Annotated in this window: 18 protein-coding genes; 8 read left to right on the plus strand and 10 right to left on the minus strand. The window is 71.9% G+C overall.

The features are described 5' to 3' along the window. Nucleotides 1-66 precede the first annotated feature (66 nt). Both EZM51_RS16540 and EZM51_RS16545 read left to right on the plus strand, forming a co-directional pair. A complete protein-coding gene (locus tag EZM51_RS16540; protein ID WP_136709410.1) occupies nt 67-2,178 on the plus strand; it encodes a molybdopterin oxidoreductase family protein in 2,112 nt (703 codons plus the stop codon). Then, a complete protein-coding gene (locus tag EZM51_RS16545) occupies nt 2,175-3,785 on the plus strand; it encodes an FAD-dependent oxidoreductase (protein ID WP_136709411.1) in 1,611 nt (536 codons plus the stop codon). The genes EZM51_RS16540 and EZM51_RS16545 overlap by 4 nt, the downstream gene beginning before the upstream one ends. A gap of 30 nt (nt 3,786-3,815) precedes the next feature. On the opposite strand, the gene EZM51_RS16550 is transcribed toward EZM51_RS16545, so the two are convergent. The 5 genes from EZM51_RS16550 to rpsP form a co-directional block, all read right to left on the minus strand. Then, a complete protein-coding gene (locus EZM51_RS16550; RefSeq protein ID WP_248305713.1) occupies nt 3,816-4,508 on the minus strand; it encodes a CbiX/SirB N-terminal domain-containing protein in 693 nt (230 codons plus the stop codon). Nucleotides 4,509-4,687: 179 nt separating this feature from the next. Further along, on the minus strand, nt 4,688-5,398 hold the full coding sequence (trmD, locus tag EZM51_RS16555) for a tRNA (guanosine(37)-N1)-methyltransferase TrmD (protein ID WP_136709413.1): 711 nt from the start codon (nt 5,396-5,398) through the stop codon (nt 4,688-4,690). 9 nt (nt 5,399-5,407) lie between these two features. Then, nucleotides 5,408-5,989, minus strand: a complete 582-nt coding sequence (gene rimM / locus EZM51_RS16560; protein WP_136709414.1) for a ribosome maturation factor RimM — start codon at nt 5,987-5,989, stop codon at nt 5,408-5,410. Nucleotide 5,990: 1 nt separating this feature from the next. Next, nucleotides 5,991-6,227, minus strand: coding sequence for an RNA-binding protein (locus EZM51_RS16565; protein ID WP_136709415.1), 237 nt, complete (start codon nt 6,225-6,227; stop codon nt 5,991-5,993). 3 nt (nt 6,228-6,230) lie between these two features. Continuing rightward, a complete protein-coding gene (gene rpsP, locus EZM51_RS16570) occupies nt 6,231-6,638 on the minus strand; it encodes a 30S ribosomal protein S16 (RefSeq protein ID WP_136709416.1) in 408 nt (135 codons plus the stop codon). A 222-nt stretch (nt 6,639-6,860) separates the two neighbouring features. Here rpsP and EZM51_RS16575 point away from each other — a divergent pair, with 222 nt between their 5' ends. Then, a complete protein-coding gene (locus EZM51_RS16575; protein ID WP_136709417.1) occupies nt 6,861-8,006 on the plus strand; it encodes a glutamate--cysteine ligase in 1,146 nt (381 codons plus the stop codon). Here the strand turns inward: EZM51_RS16575 and EZM51_RS16580 are convergent. After that, nucleotides 7,993-9,426 (minus strand): GH1 family beta-glucosidase, encoded by a 1,434-nt coding sequence (locus tag EZM51_RS16580; RefSeq protein ID WP_136709418.1) that lies wholly within the window; start codon nt 9,424-9,426, stop codon nt 7,993-7,995. The genes EZM51_RS16575 and EZM51_RS16580 overlap by 14 nt on opposite strands. A 104-nt stretch (nt 9,427-9,530) precedes the next feature. After that, nucleotides 9,531-10,571: a peptidoglycan bridge formation glycyltransferase FemA/FemB family protein gene (locus tag EZM51_RS16585; protein WP_169053950.1), complete on the minus strand. Its 1,041-nt coding sequence runs from the start codon at nt 10,569-10,571 to the stop codon at nt 9,531-9,533. Nucleotides 10,572-10,740: 169 nt separating this feature from the next. On the opposite strand from EZM51_RS16585, the gene EZM51_RS16590 reads away from it, so the two are divergent. From EZM51_RS16590 to EZM51_RS16600, 3 genes are read left to right on the plus strand one after another with little or no spacing between them, the layout of a single operon-like run. Beyond that, nucleotides 10,741-11,553, plus strand: a complete 813-nt coding sequence (locus tag EZM51_RS16590) for a fused MFS/spermidine synthase (protein ID WP_169053951.1) — start codon at nt 10,741-10,743, stop codon at nt 11,551-11,553. A 4-nt stretch (nt 11,554-11,557) separates the two neighbouring features. Continuing rightward, nucleotides 11,558-13,414, plus strand: coding sequence for a hypothetical protein (locus EZM51_RS16595; protein WP_136709421.1), 1,857 nt, complete (start codon nt 11,558-11,560; stop codon nt 13,412-13,414). Further along, nucleotides 13,411-14,118 carry a DUF305 domain-containing protein gene (locus tag EZM51_RS16600; protein WP_136709422.1) on the plus strand — a complete coding sequence of 236 codons (708 nt, stop codon included), beginning with the start codon at nt 13,411-13,413 and terminating at the stop codon, nt 14,116-14,118. The genes EZM51_RS16595 and EZM51_RS16600 overlap by 4 nt, the downstream gene beginning before the upstream one ends. Here the strand turns inward: EZM51_RS16600 and ffh are convergent. The 3 genes from ffh to ftsY are packed head-to-tail and all read right to left on the minus strand — an operon-like array spanning nt 14,115 to nt 17,117. Continuing rightward, on the minus strand, nt 14,115-15,695 hold the full coding sequence (gene ffh / locus EZM51_RS16605; RefSeq protein WP_136709423.1) for a signal recognition particle protein: 1,581 nt from the start codon (nt 15,693-15,695) through the stop codon (nt 14,115-14,117). The genes EZM51_RS16600 and ffh overlap by 4 nt on opposite strands. A 52-nt stretch (nt 15,696-15,747) precedes the next feature. Continuing rightward, on the minus strand, nt 15,748-16,230 hold the full coding sequence (locus EZM51_RS16610; protein ID WP_136709424.1) for a DUF2004 domain-containing protein: 483 nt from the start codon (nt 16,228-16,230) through the stop codon (nt 15,748-15,750). 11 nt (nt 16,231-16,241) lie between these two features. Further along, nucleotides 16,242-17,117, minus strand: a complete 876-nt coding sequence (gene ftsY, locus EZM51_RS16615; RefSeq protein WP_136709425.1) for a signal recognition particle-docking protein FtsY — start codon at nt 17,115-17,117, stop codon at nt 16,242-16,244. Between the two features lie 75 nt (nt 17,118-17,192). Between ftsY and EZM51_RS16620 the strand changes: the two genes are divergently transcribed. Further along, the gene (locus EZM51_RS16620) at nt 17,193-18,161 is read left to right on the plus strand and encodes a TIGR03885 family FMN-dependent LLM class oxidoreductase (RefSeq protein ID WP_136709426.1); all 969 of its coding nucleotides are present in this window, start codon (nt 17,193-17,195) and stop codon (nt 18,159-18,161) included. Next, nucleotides 18,158-19,822, plus strand: a complete 1,665-nt coding sequence (locus EZM51_RS16625; RefSeq protein ID WP_136709427.1) for an alpha-amylase family protein — start codon at nt 18,158-18,160, stop codon at nt 19,820-19,822. Before EZM51_RS16620 ends, EZM51_RS16625 begins: the two co-directional genes overlap by 4 nt. Nucleotides 19,823-20,118 lie beyond the last annotated feature (296 nt).

Below are 20,118 nucleotides of genomic sequence, written 5' to 3' on the forward strand. Positions count from 1 at the left end.
ATGGGGCGCGCCGGCACGGCGCGCCCCTCCCCCGCCCGACCGAACGACGTCCGAGAGGAGGCGGCAGTGAGCACCCCAAGCGACACGCACTGCCCGTACTGCGCGCTCCAGTGCGCGATGACGCTGACGCCCACGGATGCCTCGAATGCCGCGGCCGCACCCGTGACCGTCACCGGCCGGGACTTCCCCACGAATCGCGGCGGACTGTGCACGAAGGGCTGGACGTCGGCGGAACTGCTCCGCGCACCGTCGCGCCTCACCGCCCCGCTGGTCCGGGGCGCCGACGGGGAACTGCACGAGACGAGCTGGGATGAGGCGCTCGACCTCGTCACGACGCGCCTCCGCGGCATCCGCTCGCGGCACGGCGCCGACGCCATCGCGGTCTTCGGCGGCGGCGGGCTGACGAACGAGAAGGCGTACCTGCTCGGCAAGTTCGCGCGGCTCGCGCTCGGCACGAGCCGCATCGACTACAACGGGCGGTACTGCATGTCGTCGGCCGCCGCGGCGGGCAACCGCGCGTTCGGCGTCGACCGGGGACTCCCCTTCCCCGTCGAGGACCTCGACGGGGCCTCGACGATCCTCCTCCTCGGCACCAACGTCGCCGAGACCATGCCGCCGTTCATCGGGCACCTGGCCGGCGCGCAGGCCGCCGGCGGGCTCGTCGTCGTCGACCCGCGACGCACGCCGACCGCGCGGCTCACCGACGACGGCCGTGGCCTGCACATCCAGCCCGAGCCCGGAACCGACCTGGCACTCCTCCTCGGGCTCGCGCACGTCGTGATCGCCGAGCGGCTCGTGGACGTCGACTACGTCGCCGCCCGCACGACCGGGTTCGAATCGGTGCGCCGGAGCGTCGCCTCGTGGTGGCCCGAGCGCGTGCAGTCGGTCACGGGCGTCCCTGCACCGACGCTGCGCCGGCTGGCGCGCCGGCTCGCCTCGGGCGAGAGCACCTACATCCTCACCGGGCGCGGCGTCGAGCAGCACGTCGACGGCACCGACACCGCGACCGCGGCCATCAACCTCGCGCTGCTCCTCGGCCTCCCGGGCCGGCCGGGCAGCGGCTACGGCACCCTCACGGGGCAGGGCAACGGCCAGGGCGGCCGCGAGCACGGCCAGAAGTGCGACCAGCTCCCCGGCTACCGCAGGATCACCGACCCCGAGGCCCGAGCGCACGTCGCCCGCGTCTGGGGCGTCGACCCGGGGGAGATCCCCGGCCCGGGCGTCCCCGCCGTCGAACTGCTGCAGTCGCTCGGCCGGCCAGACGGCGTGCGGGCACTGCTCGTGCACGGCTCGAACCTCGTGGTCTCGTCCCCCAACGTCGCCGACGTGCGCGCGGGGCTCTCGCGGCTCGACCTGCTCGTGGTGTGCGACGTCTTCCCATCCGAGACGGCCGCGCTCGCCGACGTCGTGCTGCCCGTGACCCAGTGGGCCGAGGAGGACGGCACCATGACGAACCTCGAGGGCCGCGTCATCCGTCGTCGCCGGGCGATCGCGCCGCCCGCCGGCGCGCGCGACGAGCTGTGGGTGCTCGCCGAGCTGGCCCGGCGCCTCGAGTGCACGGCCACGTTCGGCACCGACCCCGAGGCGGTCTTCGAGGAGCTGCGCCTCGCGTCGGAGGGCGGGATCGCCGACTACTCGGGCATCGACTACGCGATGCTCGACCGCGGTGAAGCCGCCTACTGGCCGTACCCGAGCGGCAGCGCCGGCACGCCCCGGCTCTTCGCCGACCGGTTCGCGCATCCCGACGGCCGTGCCCGCTTCGCGGCCGTGTCGGCGCGGGAGTCCGCGCGTCCGCGTCCCGCCGACGGCGAGCTCACGCTCGTCACCGGGCGGCTGCTCGAGCACTACCAGAGCGGCACGCAGACGCGACGGGTTCCGGAGCTCCACGACGCACGGCCCGAGGCGGTCGCGTCGATGCATCCGTCGACCGCCCAACGCCTCGGCATCACCGACGGCGAGCGCATCGAGCTCGCGAACGGCCGGGGCACGGTGCGCTGCCTGGCGCGGCTGACCACCGACATCCGGCCCGACGCAGTGTTCCTGCCGTTCCACTACGGCGACGAGCAGGCCGCGAATCTCTTGACGAGCGACGCGGTCGACCCCGTCTCGTCGATGCCCGAATTCAAGACCAACGTCGTGCGCGCCAGGCGCCTCGTGGAAACCGGAGTCCTCGCATGAGCGCTGCCCTCAGGATCGTCCTCGTCGGCTACGGCCCGGTCGGCGCCCGCTTCGTCGAGGAACTGCTGCCCTCGGTCCGGTCCGGCGCGGTGAGGCTCACGGTTGTCGCCGGCGAACACATCGAGGCCTACAACCGGGTGCTCGTGGCCGAGTACGCCGTCGGCAACACCGAGCTGGAGTCGATGCTGGTCGGCGACCGGGAGGCGGCGGAGGCCGCCGGCGCCCGCGTGCTGCTCGGCGTCGCCGCGACCGCGATCGATCGCGAGCACCGCGTGGTGCGGCTCAGCACCGGCGAGCAGGTGGCGTACGACCGTCTCGTGCTGGCCACCGGCGCCCGCGCCAACGTGCCGACCCTCGAGGGTGTCGAGCGGCACCGCCGCGACCTCGCATCGCTCGAGCGGTACGCCGACCGACTGGTCGCCCGCGACGACGCGCTGCCAGAGGGCGTCACCGCGCTCCGCGACCTCGCGGACGCCGAGCGGGTGCTCGAGGCGGTGCGCGGTCGCCGCCGCATCATCGTGCTCGGCGCGGGCGTGCTCGGCCTCGAGCTCGCGCTCGCGGCCGCCCATGCGGGCGCACAGGTGTGCGTCGTGCACCACGGTCCGCACCCCATGCCCCGGAACCTCGACCGAGGCGGCGGCCAGGTGCTCCGCGCCGCACTCCGCCGCACCGGGATCGCCGTCATCGCGCACAGCCGGGCCGAGGCGATCGGATTCCGCACCGACGCCGACGGCACGCGCAGGTTCGACCAGCTCGTCACCGCCGACGGCAAGCAGCTGCGGGGCGACCTCCTCGTGCTCTCCTGCGGCGTGAGCCCGCGCAACGAACTGGCCACGCTCGCCGGCCTCCGCACCGCGGTCGGCATCGTCGTCGACTCGAGCCTCGCGAGCTGGACCGACCCGAACGTGTACGCCATCGGCGACTGCGCGCAGGTCGTCGAGCGCACCGCCGAGCTCGCCGGCCGGCGGGAGCTCCCCGGCGCGCCCTCGGGGCTCATCGGGCCCGGGTGGCGGCAGGCCGCCTGGCTCGCCGGAGCGCTCGCGGACGAGGCCGCCGGCGAGGCGACGGATGCCGCGGGGCCGACCGAACGCGACCCGATCGTGATGCTCAAGGCCGAGCACATTGACGTGGTCGCGGTCGGCGACGTCTCGGCCGACCCGTTCGACGACGACGTCGTGCGTCCGCGGCGGCGCGTGTCGCAGTGGGCCGACCCCGAGCATCTCCGCTACGTGAAGATGGTCACCGAGGACGGCGCGCTCACCGGCTTCGTGAGCGTCGGGATGCCGCGTACCGCCGCCGAGCTCACGCTGCTGTTCGAACGTCGTGGCGAACTGCCCGCCGATCGATCGCTCCTGCTGCGCTTCGACGGACCCGACTACGACCCGAGCGACGACGCCGACGCATTCGCGCCCGCGACCACCGTGTGCTGGTGCAACGGCGTCACGGTGGGACGCATCGAGGAGTCCGCCGCGTGCGGCAACACCACGGTCGAGGGCGTCGGCCGCGATACGCGCGCGGGCACCGGCTGCGGCGGATGCCGCGGCCGCATCGCCGACATCCTGGCGCGGGCAGCGGAGGCCGACGAGACGCCGAGCCTCACGGCCTGACCGGCGCCGAGCGCCGCGATCGAACCGACGTCAAGCCCGCTCGCGGCTCTTCGCGTCGGCGTCGTCGTAGCGCTCGAGCACGAGATCGACGAGCTCGGGCGCGGCAGGCTCTTCGGGAAGCAGCAGCGGCTCGGCGATGGCGTCGGCACCGGCGGCGGATGCCGCGTCGTAGAACGTGCCGGGGGCGAGCAGGTAGGACCCGACGACCACGCGCGCGCCAGGGTGCACCTCTCGGATCATCTCGATCGCGTCGGGAAGCCTCGGGATCGCGGCCGCGATGAAGCCCACGGTCACCGGGCGGCCGAGGCGCTGCGCGAGCCGCCTCGCGGTCTCGAAGCACTCGCGCACGGCCCGCGTATCGTTCGATCCGGCCGCGGCGAGCAGCACGGCGTCGCCGTCGGCGAGGTCCAGCCGGCGAAGCCGGCTCGCGAGGACATCGACGATGCGATCGTCGGGGCCGAGCTCCGCGGCCAGTTGCGCACCGCCGCCCAGCCGGTCGAGCCCGAGCGAGAGCCCCGTGCGCACGTGGAACCCGGCCGAGAGCACGAGCGGCACGATGACCGCATCGGACTCGGCGTCGGCCGCAAGCGCCGCCGCGACGTCGGCGTTCGACGCGTCGACGAAGCTGATCGAGACGTCCAGGTCGGGGCGCGCGGATGCGACGCCGTCGACGAGGCGGATGATCGCCTCTCGGTTCTCACCCGACGGCGCCCCATGGGTCACGGCGACGAGCCGGAGCGGATGGGCGCCGAGATGATCTTCCGGGACGCCCGTACCAGTCGACCCGACCATCTCCAGACCCGCGCTTTCCGGCGGTATCCGGTCTCATCCGCCGGTTTCGACGCTATGCACGGCGTGTTACGCGAACCGCACCCGGGTGTTTCCGACAGGTGAAGAGTGTCTCACGCGGGGGCGTCGGCGGGTGCGTCGCCGAGCAGCTCGGGCCGCACGCGCGCCGTGCGTTCGAGCTGCTGTTCGCGACGCCAGGCCGCGACCTTCCCGTGGTTGCCCGAGAGCAGCACGGGCGGCACCTCGAGTCCGCGCCAGACGGCAGGCTTCGTGTAGCTGGGGTACTCGAGCAGGCCGTCCTCGTGCGACTCCTCGACGAGGCTCTCGGGGTTGCCGACGACACCGGGAACGAGCCGGCCGGCGGCCTCGATCATGGCCATCGCGGCGACCTCGCCGCCGTTCAGCACGTAGTCGCCGAGGCTGATGAGGCGCACGCGCATCCGCGTGGCGTAGTGGTCGACGACGCGCTGGTCGATGCCCTCGTAACGCCCGCACGCGAACACGAGGTGTTCCTCGGCCGCGAGCTCGCGGGCGATGGTCTGCGTGAACGGTTCGCCGGCGGGCGACGGCACCACGAGCAGGGCGTCGGATGCCCCGTCGCCGACGATCGCGTCGAGCGCCTCGCCCCACGGCTCGGGCTTCATGACCATGCCGGCGCCGCCGCCGTAGGGGGTGTCGTCGACCGTGCGGTGCCGGTCGTGCGTGTAGTCCCGCAGGTCGTGCGTGGCCACCTCGATGAGTCCCGCCTGTCGGGCCTTGCCGAGCAGGGAGATGTCGAGCACCGAGAAGAACTCGGGGAAGATCGTGACGATGTCGATCCGCATGGCGCCCGCCTACTCGTCGCGCTCGTCGGTCTCCGCGTCGGGAGCGCCGGCGTCTGGCAGTTCCTCGAAGAGCCCGGCCGGGGGCGTGACGGTGACGGTGCCGGCCTCGAGGTCGACCTCGGGCACGATCGCGGCGACGAACGGCACCATGACCTCGCCGCTGCGGGTCTTCACGATCAGCAGGTCCTGGGCGGGGAGGTGGTCGACGTGCGCGATCTCGCCGACCTTCTCGCCGTCGCGGAGCACGGTGAGCCCCACGAGCTGGTGGTCGTACCACGCGTCGGGTTCGGGTGCCTCCTGATCGACGTGGTCGACCCAGAGGATGGCCTTGACGAGGCTCTCGGCGGCCGTGCGATCGTCGACGCCCTCGAAGAACCCGACGGGGTGGCCGTTGTACCACCGGAGCTCGCGCAGCCGCAGGTGCCTGCCGTGCCAGGGCGAATCGGCGGGCACCTGCAGCGAGAACTCGGCCCCGGGCACGAAGCGGCGCTCGGGGTCGTCGGTGTACAGCTCGAGCTTGAGGGCGCCCTTGAGGCCGTGGGCCTTCGTGAGACGGCCGACCCGGAGCTGCGTTCGGGCTGCGGCGCTCACGTCAGTCGTCGGTGTCGACGACGTCGACGCGAACGCGTCGGCCGTCGGCGAGTGCGGTCACGAGCGTGCGGAGCGCCTTCGCGGTGCGGCCGGCGCGTCCGATCACGCGACCGAGGTCCTCGGGGTTCACGTGAACCTCGAGGACCTCGCCGCGTGCGCTCGACGCTGCGACGACCTTCACGTCGTCAGGGTGATCGACGATCCCCTTGACGAGGTGTTCGAGCGCGGACTGGAGCAAGGCCTAGGCCTCGTCCGTGGCGGCCTCGTCGGCGGGCGCCTCCTCGGCCTTCGCCGGCTTCTCGGCCTTGGGCTTCAGCACCGGCTTCTTCGCCTCGTCGGCGACGAAGGCGGCCTTGGGCTCGGCGACCTCGACCCTCGAGGCGGCGTTCTTGTCACCCTTGAACTTGCCCCAGTCACCCGTGAGGCGGAGGATCGCGGCGACCTGCTCGGTCGGCTGGGCGCCGACGGAGAGCCAGTACTGGGCGCGGTCCGAGTCGACCTCGATGAACGAGGGGTTCTGGGTGGGGTGGTACTTGCCGATCTCCTCGATCACGCGACCGTCGCGCTTGGTGCGCGAGTCGGCGACGACGATGCGGTAGTACGGCGCACGGATCTTGCCGAGGCGCTTGAGACGGATCTTGACAGCCACAATTCTCCTGATGATGTGATGAGGTTGGCGAACTGACAGCCGTGAGCGTGGGGTGCACACTCGGCGGAAGCTCAATGGGGTTCTGCGCGCCGGATAGAGGGTCGGGCGGTACAGAACTCGACTGACCATTCTTGCAGATATCGCGGCGTAAGGATAATCGCCCGGCTCGCATGCCAAGATGGGCCGACACCGGTGCATCCGCCGTCCCGAGGGGGTTCGCGTATGGAGATCCAGTTCGCCCGGTCGGCCCGCTCCACCGTGGGACTCGAGTGGGAGGTCGCGATCGTCGACCGCACCACCGGGGAACTCGCGCCGATCGCCGATCGGGTGCTCGAAATACTCGACGCCAGAAGCGAGGGCGGGCGGCATCCGTCGATCACGTCCGAGCTGCTCACGAACACCGTCGAGCTCGTGAGCGGGGTGCACGAGCGTGTGGCGGGCGCCGTCGCCGATCTCGAGGGCCAGCTCGCGGAGGTCCGTTCGGTGATCGACGAGCTCGGCGAATACGAGGTCGTCTGCAGCGGCTCGCATCCGTTCAGCCAGTGGTACGACCAGCACCTCACCGACAAGCCCCGCTACCACAAGCTCATCGAGCGCACCCGCTGGTGGGGTCGCAACATGATGATCTGGGGCATCCACGTGCACGTCGGCATCGAGGAGCGCGACAAGGCGCTGCCGATCCTCGACGGGCTGCTCGCCTACCTGCCCCACCTGCAGGCCCTCTCGGCGTCGAGCCCGTTCTGGGCGGGCGTCGAGACGGGCTACGCCTCGAACCGCGCGCTGATGTTCCAGCAGCTGCCGACCGCAGGCCTGCCCTACTCCCTCCCCGACTGGGCGGCGTACGAGCGGTTCGTCGACGACCTGGTGCGCACGGGCGTCATCGAGGACCACACCGAGGTGCGCTGGGACATCCGCCCGTCGCCCCGCTGGGGCACCGTCGAGGTGCGCGTCTGCGACGGCGTCTCCACGGCGTGGGAGATCGCCGCGATCGGCGCGCTCGTGCAGTGCCTCGTCGAGTGGATGTCGACGCGCCTCGACGACGGCGAGAAGCTCACCGTGCTGCAGCCGTGGTACGTGCGCGAGAACAAGTGGCGGGCCGCCCGCTACGGCATGGACGCCCGGATCATCACGGATGTCGCGGGCACCGAGCGCCTCGTCGCCGACGACCTGCACGACCTCATCACGACGCTCGTGCCGATCTCGCTCCGGCTGGGGTGCGCCGCCGAGTTGCAGCAGCTGCGCACGATGCTCGACGGCGGGGCGAGCTACCAGCGGCAACTGCGCGTCGCGGAGGAGTCGGGCGGCGACCTGACCGCGGTGGTCGCGCACCTCGCGCGGGAGCTGCGCGAGGGGCTCAGCCCGGAATGACCCGAGCGCGGATCAGCTCGGCGTACCACCTCGCGCTGTCCTTCGGCAGCCGCTCGAACGTGTCGTAGTCGACGCGCACGATGCCGAAGCGCTTGGAGTAGCCGTAGCCCCATTCGAAGTTGTCGAGCAGCGACCACACCTGGTAGCCGCGCAGGTCGACGCCGCGTGTCATCGCCCGGTGCGCCGCCGTGAAGTGCCGGCGCAGGTAGTCGATGCGATCCAGGTCGTGCACGACCGGTCCGTCGGCCTCCTGCGTCACGACGTCGTCGAACGCGGCGCCGTTCTCGGTGACCATGAGCGGCAGTCCCGGGTAGGCCTCGTGCAGGTGGACGAGGAGGTCCTCGAGTCCCGACGGGTCGATGTTCCACCCCATCGACGTGTAGGGTCCGGGCTGCAGGAGGAACTCGACGTGCTCCGACCCCGGCCACGGCGTGCCGCCCATGTCCTGGTGCCCGTCGGCCCGCACGCGAGGCGACACGCCGTCCCACATCTCGACCGTCACGGTCGAGTAGTAGTTCACGCCGAGCAGGTCGATGGGCTGACGGATGAGCTCGGTGTCGCCCGGTCTCACGAAGGACCAGTCGGTGATGCCCGCCGTGTCGGCGATGACGTCGGCCGGGTATTCGCCCTCGAGGAGCGGGCCGAGGAAGACGCGGTTCGCGAGGCCGTCGATGCGCCGCGCCGCCTCGGCGCCGGTGGGGCCCGACGGGCGGATCACGTGCAGGTTCAGGGTGATCGAGTAGCCCGGGTCGTTCGTGACCACGTCCCGGAGCGCCGCGACGGCCAGGCCGTGCGCGAGGTTCAGGTGATGCACCGCGGCGAGCGCCGTGGCGCCGTCGGTGAGCCCGGGGGCGTGCGCGCCGGATCCGTAGCCGAGGTACGCGCTGCACCACGGCTCGTTGAGCGTCGTCCAGAGGGCGACCCGGTCGCCGAGGCGCGCTCCCACGATGCGGGCGTACTCGGCGAACGCCTCGGCGGTCGCGCGGTTCGCCCAACCGCCCACGTCCTCGAGGGCCTGCGGCAGATCCCAGTGGTAGAGCGTCGCGATCGGCCGGATGCCGCGGGCGATGAGTCCGTCGACGAGGCGCTCGTAGAACGCGAGGCCGGCCTCGTTCGCCGGCCCGCGACCGGTGGGCTGGATGCGCGGCCAGGCGATCGAGAACCGGTACGCCTCCAAGCCCAGCTCGACCATCAGGTCGAGGTCGGACTCCAGCCGGTGGTAGTGGTCGCAGGCCCGGTCGCCGTTGTCGTCGTTCCAGATCTTGCCGGGGGTATGGCTGAACGTGTCCCAGATCGACGGTCCTCGGCCGTCCTCGTGAACCGCGCCCTCGATCTGGTAGGCCGCGGTCGCCGAGCCGAAGAGGAAGTCGTCGGGGAAGGCCAGGCCCGCGTCGCGGTAGTCGGCGTTGCCGGTCGTCATCGTCGTGCTCCAAGTCGTCGGATCGCGGCATCCGATGCCATATCGGCCTCACTGTAGCGCGGGCGACCGACCGTTCCGCGACCGGCGTCCCGCCATGACGTCGCTCAGTACCAGTAGTCGCCCGTTCGCGACTGATGCGCGGCGAGGAACTCGCTCTCACCGCGACGCCACGCCTCGGCGTGATCCTCGTGCGAGAGGTGGAACGCGGGCATGTACTCGAGCACGTCGCGCGCGAACGCGCTCTTGAACGTCAGCACGCCCTGGCCGGGCGCGTGCGGCTCGGACGGCGGCGGCACGTGGCCGAGATCGTATCGTGCGATCCCGGATGCCGCGAGATCGCGCATGATCTCCCACTGCAGGAACCGCGACGCCATGAGCTGGGGCCGGTCCCGGAGCGAGCCGCCGTCCTTGTACCAGGCGCAGTTGCCGAAGACGGCGACGAAGGCGCCCGACACCACGCGACCGTCGTGCCACGCGAAGTACAGCCGGCCACGGTCGTGTTCGTCGAACGCCGTCCACACGCGTTCGAGGTAGGTCGCGCCGCGGAAGAACGCGCCCGAGCGCTCCGCGGTCTCGCGGACGAGTTCGAGCATGCGCCGGCGGTTCTCCTCGGTGAGCTCCACCCGGCCGGCGGTGACCCCGTTCCGCTCGGCGACGCGGATCTCGGCGCGAGCACGCTTCTTCATGCCGGCCAGGAGTTCGTCCTCGCCCACGTCCGTCTCGACGACGATCGCGTGCCGGTACTGCGATGCCCGGGTCGGGCGCCATCCGCTCGATTCGAACGCCGCAACGAGCGCGTCGTCCCGGGGCTGATGCACCTCGATCTTCGTCGCGAACGCGCCGCCGCGCTCGGCGCGGATGCGCTCCGTGAGCGCCGGGACGTCGGCAGGGGCGAGTCCACTCACGCGCGGCAGGTGCTGCAGCGTGCCGAATCCCTCCGCGTGCCGTTCGAACGCGAGCACGGGGAGGTCCCGATCGAGGTCGAGGACGCGCGGCGACGCCGCCCACGGACCCTCGGACCGGATCTGCTCCCAGGTGCTGGACTGCATGAAATGCGGCAACGTGTGCGCGGCGAGGATGCGGTCGTCCCATCCGCTCGAGGACGGGTCGGCCTGCACGACGTTCGCCGTCACCGTTCTCTGCACCGTGCCTCCAACCCCCGGCATCGCGGCAGTGCCGCCGCCACCATCGGCTGCGGCCCCTTGGCGCACATCATAGGCGCAGTCGGCGTCGGATCGGGTCACGCCGCCCCGCGGCATCCGATCTCGACGCGCCGTCTGGTCAGTCGCGTGCCACCCACCTATGGTGGGACGCATGGGTGATCGGCGACTCGAACTCGACGGCGAGCACGTGAGCGCGAAGCTGCTGCCGGGGCGCGGCACGAACGGCGGGTTCTCCCTCGTCATCGAGGGCGTCACCCAGTCGCACGTCAATCCACGCGACCCGCGCGACCTGCAGTTGGAGTACACGCGCATGGTGGCGTCGATGATCGACGGATGTCGCGAGCCCGGCCGTCCCATCCGGGCGCTGCACCTCGGCGCGGGCGGGCTCACGATTCCGCGCTACGTCGGCGCCACGCGGCCCGGGTCGGTGCAGCACGTCGTGGAGCTCCACCGGGAACTGCTCGAGTTCGTGCTCGGCGCGCTGCCGCTCGACGACGACGTCGACCTCACGATCGAGTACGACGACGGACGTGCCGCGGTGGAGCGCGCGACGCGCACGGGCGGCGGCTACGACATCGCCGTCGTCGACGTGTTCTCGGGCAGCGTCTCGCCGCGCCACATGTCGACGGCGGAGTTCTTCACGGAACTCGGCGGGCTGCTCGCGCCCGGCGGCATCATCGTCGTGAACACTCTCGCGACGCGTGCGCTCTCGATGAGTCGCGAGGTGGGCGCGACGCTCGCGTCCCTCGAGCTCGAGGTCGTCGCGCTCGCCGCGCGGGCGGTCGTCGCGGGAGAGAGCCTCGGCAACGTCGTGTTCGCGGCATCCGACGCCCCACTCGACGGCGACGGGTTCGCACGCCGCGCGAACGACGGCTCGCGACCCATCGACCTGCTCCGCGGTCCGTCGTACGACGACTTCGTCGACGGCGCGTCGGCGCGCCGCGACGGCGACGCCGCGGCCTGACACCATGCGCGATCGCGGCGCGCTGCGAACGGGGCCGGCCGCCGCGGCGCTGATCGCCGCCCTCGGTGCCACCCTGCTCGCGCCGTCCGCCGCGGCGCAGCCCGCCGACCGCGAGCCCTCGATCGGGCCCGGCCTCGAGTGGGTGGCGCATCGCGACAATCCCTTCCGGCAGGGCGACGACCCCGACTTCATCAACTCGGATCTCGCGTTCACGGGCGACCACCTCGTGCAGGGCAACTACGCCGGATTCTCCGTCTGGGACATCGCCGACCCGACGGCGCCCGAGCTCACGAGCGCAGTGTCCTGTCCCGGCGGCCAGGGCGACATCAGCGCCGTCGGCAACCTCGTGATCGTGTCGATCGACGAGACCATGTCCGACGACTCCTGCCAGGCGTGGCGCGTGCCCGAGACGGAGGAGAACTGGGAGGGCATCCGCATCTTCGACATCAGCGATCCGCGCGAGCCGCGCTACGCCGCGGCCGTGCGCACGCGGTGCGGGTCGCACACGCACACGATCGTGCCCGACCCCGCGGGCGACGAGCGCGTGTTCGTCTACGTCAACGCGTACAGCCGCGGGGCGTCCCTCAACTGCACGGGCCGCAACCCCCTGCAGGTCGTGGAGGTGCCCCTCGGCGCCCCCGAGGACGCGGCGGTCGTGACCGAGCTCGACCTGTTCGACGATGCGACGGCCTTCGGACCCGACGACCGGGTCGCCGGCGGCGCCGAGACCCGGTCGACGACCGGATGCCACGACATCACCGCCTACCCGGCCAAGGGCATCGCGGTGGCGGCCTGCCGCGGCGACGGGCTGCTGCTGTCGATCGCCGATCCGCTGGCGCCGGTGGTGCTGCAGCGGGTGCGGGATCCCGCGGTGGCGTTCTGGCACTCCGGCATCTTCGACCACGACGCGACGCGCATCGTGTTCCAGGACGAGCTCGGCGACGGGTTCATCAACACGTGCTCGCCCGCGTTCGGTGCCGACCGCGGCGCCGACGCCGTGTGGCTCGTCCAGCCCGACGGCCTCGCGAAGGCGGGCACGTACAAGCTGCCGCGCACGCAGTCCGACCTGGAGAAGTGCGTCGCGCACTCGGGCGGCCTCGTGCCCGTGCCGGGCCGCTTCATCGTGGCGCAGGCGTGGCTCGAGGGCGGGGTCTCGGTGATCGACTTCACCGATCCCGCGGCGCCGGTCGAGCTCACCTGGTTCGACCGGCCCGACTACGGGTACTCCATGGACTACACGGCGGGCATCTGGTCGGTGTACCCGTACCGCGGCTACCTCTACGCGAGCGACATGTACGAGGGGCTGGAGGTGCTGCGCCTCACCGACCCGATCTTCGCCGACGCGACGCGCTACGACGACTCGGGTCTGAACCCGCAGACGCAGCCCGAGTACGCGTGGGTATGGCGCGAGGCGCCCGTCGTGCCGGAGGCCGAGCGCGCGCCGCTCGAGACGCTGGTGGTGGAGCCGGCCACGCTGGCGCCCGCCGCAGCGGCGACGGTGACGGTGTCGCTGCCGCCCGGGTCGCTCGAGCCGGGCGAGACCGCCGATGTCTGGTGGATGCCGACGCAGGCGGTGCTCGCGACGGTCACCGCGGGCGCCGACGGCTCGCTCGCCGCGACCGAGGTGACGGTCCCGGGCCCGCTCGACGCCGGACGGTACGACCTCGTCGTCCGCGGCGACACGTCGGCGCCGCGGCTCGCGATCGGGATCGTCGACGTCGCAGACCCCGAGCCCGGACCCGATGTCGAGCCCGCCGGCAGCGGCCTGCCGTGGTGGCCGTTCCTCGCGGCCCTCGCCGTGCTGCTCGTGGTGGGCGCCGGCGCCTTCGCCGTACTCGCCCGCCGTCGGAGCAGGCCGTGAGCGACCGGATGCCGCGGCCGCACCACTCGGCCCACCGCCCGCGCCGTCCGGCGCACCGCCTCGGCTTCGCCGCCGCCATCGCACTCTCGGCAGCGTCCACGCTCGTGCTGCCGGCCTGCATGGCGCCCGACGAGCCGGCGGCGGGCACCGCGTTCGTCACGCCCGCTCCCCCACGCGGGTCGTCCTCGCCCGACGGCGGCGGTTCCTCGCCCCCGCCGCAGGACCAGGACGCCACGGCGGCCGATGTCGCGTTCATCGAGGCGATGGTCGTGCACCACGAACAGGCCGTCGAGCTGGGCGACCTCGCCGCCGCGCGTGCCGCCGACGCCGAGCTGGCCGACCTCGCGAGCCGCATGCGGGTGACCCAGGCGGCCGAGGCGGCATCCATGCGGTCATGGCTGGAACGGCGTCGCACGCGCGACTCAGCCGACGCCGACCACGATCACGGCGTGACGATGCGCGGCGAGATCAGCCGGTCGACGCTCGACCGCGCGGCCGAACTCGACGGGCCCGCGTTCGACGAGCTGTTCCTCGCGGCGATGGTGCCGCACCACCTGGGCGCCGTCGAGATGGCCGAGGCCCGGCTCGCAGAGGCGGGCGACCCGGCCGTCGCCCGGTGGGCTCGCGCCATCGCCACGGCGCAGGCGATCGAGATCGACCGGATGCGGGAGATCGAGGCGCGCCTGGCCGGCGCCGGCCGCTAGCGGCCGAGGAACTTCTGCAGGGCGGCGAGCTCCTCCTCGCTCGGCGCGCCCTTCGGCGCGCCGCCGCCCAGGCCGAAGCCCGAGCCCGCGGGAGCGGACCCCTGGCCGGACGGGGACACGCCCGAGGCGATGGCCGCGTTCTCGGCGGCGCGCTTCGCGGGGTTGCCCGACCGCGAACCCGACTTCTTCTTGCCCTTCGCGGCCTGGCGCCTGCCGCCGCCGTACCCGCCGGCGCCCGGGATCGGACCCATGCCCGGGATCTGCGGCACCCCGCCGCGCGCCACGGTCTTCATCATCTTCGCGGCCTGCTCGAAGCGCTGCACCAACTGGTTCACGTCGGTCACCGTCATACCCGAGCCCTTCGCGATGCGCAGCCGCCGCGAGCCGTTCAGGAGCTTCGGGTTGCGCCGCTCGGCCGGGGTCATCGACTGGATGATCGCCTCGGTGCGCACGATCTCGCGCTCGTCGAAGTTCTCGAGCTGCTGCTTCATGCCGCCCGCGCCCGGCAGCATGCCGATCATCTTCTTGATCGACCCGGCGCCGCGGAGCTGCTGCATCTGCGCGAGGAAGTCCTCGAGCGTGAACTGCTCGGTCGCGAGCTTCTCGGCGACCTTGCGAGCCTCCTCCTCGTCGAAGGCCTGCTGCGCCTGCTCGATGAGCGTGAGGATGTCGCCGAGGTCGAGGATGCGGCTCGCCATGCGGTCGGGGTGGAACGGCTCGAAGTCGTCGAGGCCCTCACCGGTGGACGCGAAGATGATGGGTCGGCCGGTGACGGATGCCACGCTGAGCGCGGCGCCGCCGCGCGCGTCGCCGTCGAGCTTCGAGAGCACGACACCCGTGAAGTCGACGCCGTCCTGGAACGCCTTCGCCGTGGTCACGGCGTCCTGGCCGATCATCGCGTCGATGACGAAGAGCACCTCGTCGGGGTTCGTCGCCCTGCGGATGTCGGCGGCCTGCTTCATCATCTCGGCGTCGACGCCGAGCCGGCCGGCGGTGTCGATGATCACCACGTCGTGCTGCGAACGCGTCGCGTGCTGCATGGCGTCCTTCGCGACCTTCACGGGGTCGCCGACGCCGTTGCCCGGCTCGGGCGCGAACACGGTGACGCCCGCCTGTCCGCCCACGACCTGGAGCTGGTTGACGGCGTTCGGACGCTGCAGGTCGGCCGCCACGAGCATGGGCGTGTGGCCGTCCTTCACGAGCCACTTCGCGAGCTTGCCCGCGAGGGTCGTCTTGCCGGCGCCCTGGAGGCCCGCGAGCATGATCACGGTCGGCGGGTTCTTCGCGAACTGCAGGCGCCGCTGCTCGCCGCCGAGGATCGCGACCAGCTCCTCGTTGACGATCTGCACGACCTGCTGCGCCGGGTTCAGCGCGCGGTTGACCTCATCGCCGAGCGCGCGTTCGCGGACGTGCGCGGTGAACTGCTTGACCACGTCGAGCGCGACGTCGGCATCGAGCAGGGCCCGCCGGATCTCGCGCACGGTGCCGTCGACGTCGGCGGCCGACAGCTTGCCCTTGGTGCGGAGGTTCTTGAAGGTCTCGGCGAGGCGGTCAGACAGGTTTCCGAAGGTAGCCATGGTTGTTCGATTCTAGGCGAGAGCGGATGCGTCCCCGCTGAGCGGGCCGGGGTCAGCCGTCGTAGCGCACGTCGACGATCTCGCGCCCGATGTCGATCGTCGCCACGAGCCGGGCGTCGACGTCCTCGGGGGCGAGGCCGTACTCGAACTCCGCGAAGACCTCGCCGTCGCCGTCCGCATCGGGGCGGAGGTCGACCCGCACGAGGCTCAGCGAGCGGAGCGCGTCGATGTCGCGGTCGCCGGACTCGCGCGTGATCGCGACATCCGTCGCCTCGGCGTACTCGTCGTCGAGCACCGTGCGCAGGAAGCGCGTCACGGGGCTGCGACCGGAGTCGAGCTGGGTCACGAACGCCGAACGCAACTCGTCGTCGATGAGCTCGAGTTCGCCCACCATGACGGCCGCCGCGTCGAGCGCCGCCGACGACACGAGGTCGGCGTCGGCGTCGAGCACGACCTCGACGTCCTGGTCGCCGAACTCCTTGCGCTCCGACCAGTAGTCGCCGATGAGGCCGAAGTAGTCGTGTTCGATGGCCATGCCGTCCTCCCCTACCCCACGAGTTGTTGTGCGAAGACGTGCGGCGTGAACCCCGTGAGGTCGCCGATGCCCTCGCCCTGGCCGATCAGCTTGATCGGCAGTCCGGTCTTCTCCTGCACCGCCAGCACGAAGCCGCCCTTCGCGCTGCCGTCGAGCTTCGTGAGCACGAGCCCGGTGACGCCGCCGTGCTCGATGAACGCCTCGGCCTGCGCGAGGCCGTTCTGCCCGGTGGTCGCGTCGAGCACGAGCAGCACCTCGCTGATGGGCGCCTGCTTCTCGAGCACGCGCTTGATCTTCGACAGCTCGTCCATCAGCCCGCCCTTGGTGTGCAGGCGGCCGGCGGTGTCGATGATCACGATCTCGGTGCCGTCGCGTTTGGCCTGCTCCACCGTCTGGAAGGCGACGGATGCCGGGTCCTGGCCCTCGCGCTCGGGACGCACGATGCCCGCGCCCGCGCGCTCGGCCCAGGTCGCGAGCTGGTCGACGGCGGCCGCACGGAACGTGTCGGCGGCGCCGACCAGCACGGTGCGATCGTAGTTGCGCAGGAACCGCGCGAACTTGCCGATCGTCGTGGTCTTGCCGACGCCGTTCACACCCACGACGAGCACCACGGCGGGGCGCTCGGTGAGCTTCAGCGTCGGATCGTACTTCGAGAGTCGTTCCTCGATGAGCTCGCGCAGCATCCGCTGGACGTCCCGCGGGTCGGTGGTGCGGTAGCGGTCCACCTTCGCGGTCAGGTCCTCGATGATCTCCTCGGTGACGGCGGGGCCGAAGTCGGCCCGGATGAGCGCGGACTCGAGGTCCTCCCACGTGTCCTCGCCGATCGTCCTCGCCCCGAAGACCCCGCGGAGGGTCGCACCGAGCGACCAGGATGCGTGTTCTGCCATGCCCTCGAGCCTATTGCAAGGGGTTGCCGCCTCCGTGGGCCGGCGACACCCTCGAACCGAACGGAAGGAATGCGCATGACGATCGTGGGATTCCACGCCTCGCACGAACAGCTCCCGCCCGGCGCCCTGCTCCACGCCGTGAAGCTCGCCGAGGAGGCGGGCTTCGACGCCGCGATGTGCAGCGACCACCTGGAGCCCTGGAGCGTCCGCCAGGGCCACTCGGGGTACGCCTGGAGCTGGCTCGGCGCCGCGCTCGAGGCCACGAGGTTCTCGCTCGGCGTGGTGACCGCGCCGGGGCAGCGCTACCACCCGGTGATCGCGGCGCAGAAGATCGCGACCCTCGGCCAGATGTACCCCGGACGGTTCTGGGCCGCCATCGGCAGCGGCGAGGCCGTGAACGAACACGTCACCGGCGACCCCTGGCCCGAGAAGGAGGAGCGGGACGCGCGGCTCGCCGAGACCGTCGACGTCATGCGGCGCCTCCTCGCCGGCGAGGAGGTCACGACCGACGGACTGATCCGCGTCGACCGGGGCCGCGTCTGGAGCCTCCCCGAGGTGCCGCCGCCGCTGCTCGCGGCCGCGGTGAGCACCGAGACCGCCCGCGACGCCGCCGCCTGGGCCGACGGCATCATCACCATCGACCAGTCGCCCGACGCGCTCCGGGAGGTCATGGACGCCTATCGCGAGGCCGGCGGCGACGGTCCGGTCGCCGTGCAGGTGCACCTCAGCTGGGCGCACACCGACGAGGAGGCGCTCGCGATCGCGCACGACCAATGGCGGCAGAGCCTCGTGCCCGCCCACCTCGCGTGGGAGCTCGAGCGGCCCGAGGAGTTCGACGAGCGCACCGCGGAGGTCACGCCCGAGCAGGTCGCCGAGACCCTGGTCGCCTCCGCCGACACGTCGCGCCACCTCGACCACCTGGCCGGCATCGCCGAGCTCGGCGTCGACCGCATCTTCCTGCACCACGTGGGCACCGAACAGGACGCGTTCATCCACGCCTTCGGCGAGCGCGTGCTCCCCGACCTCAGGGAGGCGGGCCGATGAGGGTCACCGATCGCGGCGACCTCTGGTGGAAGACGGCCGTCGTCTACTGCCTCGACATCGAGACGTTCATGGACTGGAACGACGACGGTTGCGGCGACTTCGAAGGGCTCGCCCAGCGGCTCGACCATCTCGCCGAGCTCGGCGTGACGTGCATCTGGCTCATGCCGTTCCAGCCGTCGCCCGACCTCGACGACGGCTACGACATCGTCGACTTCGTCGGCGTGGACCCGAGGTTCGGCTCGCTCGGCGACGTCGTCGCGTTCACGCGGGCGGCGCAGGATCGCGGCATCCGCGTGATCATGGACCTGGTCATGAACCACACATCCGACCGGCACCCGTGGTTCCAGTCGGCCAAGCGCAGCCGCAACTCGCCGTACCGCGACTTCTACGTGTGGCGCGACGAGGTGCCGCCGAACCCGCCCGCCAGCGTCTTCCCCGGCGAGGAGGACGGAGTCTGGGAGTGGCACGAGCCCACCGGACAGCACTACCTGCACTCCTTCTACCGCCACCAACCCGACCTGAACATCGCGAATCCCGACGTGCGCGACGAGATCGCCAAGACGGTCGGGTTCTGGTTGCAGCTCGGCATCTCGGGGTTCCGGGTGGACGCGGTGCCGTTCCTCATCGAGCCGCCCGACGGCGAGGACGTGGGCGACCCGCACGAGCTCATGCGCGACCTGCGCCGATACCTGCAGCGACGGGCGAGCGAGGCGATCCTGCTCGGCGAGGTGAACCTCGAGTACGAGCAGCAGCTCGATTACTTCGGACGCGAGGGCGACCCCGCCGAGCTGACGATGCAGTTCGACTTCGAGGCGATGCAGCGGCTGTACCTCTCGCTCGCACGGCAGGATGCCACGCCGCTGCGCGACACCCTCGCGCGCCGTCCGCAGCTCGAGCCCGAGAAGCAGTGGGCGAACTTCGTGCGGAACCATGACGAGCTCACGCTCGACAAGTTGAGCGACGCGGAACGCGAGGAGGTGTTCGACGCCTTCGCCCCGGAGGACTGGATGCGGGTGTACGGCCGCGGGATCGTGCGCCGGCTGCCGCCGATGCTGGAGGGCGACCCGCGCCGGGTGCGGATGGTCTACAGCCTGCTCTTCTCGCTGCCGGGCACGCCCGTGCTCTTCTACGGCGAGGAGATCGGCATGGGCGAGAACGGCGAGATGGGCAAGCGCCAGAGCGTGCGCACGCCGATGCAGTGGACGGGCGGGAAGAACGGCGGGTTCTCGCAGGTCGCCCCGAGCCGGCTCGTGGCGACGCCGCCGTCCGACGGGTACGCCCCCGAACACGTGAACGTGGAAGCGCAGATGCACGACCCGCTCTCGCTGCTCGCGACGATCCGGGCGTTCGCCGCGCGCTACCGCGCGTCGCCCGAGATCGGCTGGGGCCGGTTCGAGCTGCTCGACGTGGGCGAGCCGACCGTGCTGGCGCACCGGATCGTCGAGGACCACCTGCGCTTCGTCGCGGTGCACAACTTCGCACCCCGGCCGGTCACGGTGACCCTCGAGCTCGGACCGCATCCCGAGGGCGCGCTGCTGTCGGACCAGTTCGCGGTGACCGCGGACGAGCTCGACGACCGCGGCCGCGTCGACGTGGAGCTCGACGCGTACGGGTACCGGTGGTTCCGTGTGCTCGCGCCGGGCGACCGCCGACTCACCTGAGCCCCGGTCGGCTGCCGGCCGGCTGCCGGCCGACGCGAGGTGCATTCAGAATTCAGGAGCGCGGGTGCACTTGGCGGCCGGCGCCCGCACGATCCTCGAGAACACGGAACTCGGTAGCGGATGCTGCGACGGAGCCAGCCCGGCACCGAATCATCCATCCGCTGCCGCCGACGGGCTCCTGAATTCTGGACTCGGGGTGATGCAGGCGGACGCCGGGCGGATGCTGGCGGACGCCGGGCGGATGCTGGCGGACGCCGGGCGGACGCGGGGTGATGCGGGCGGACGCGGGGCGGACG

The organism is Agromyces sp. H66 (assembly GCF_004959775.1).
Taxonomy (GTDB): Bacteria; Actinomycetota; Actinomycetes; order Actinomycetales; family Microbacteriaceae; genus Agromyces.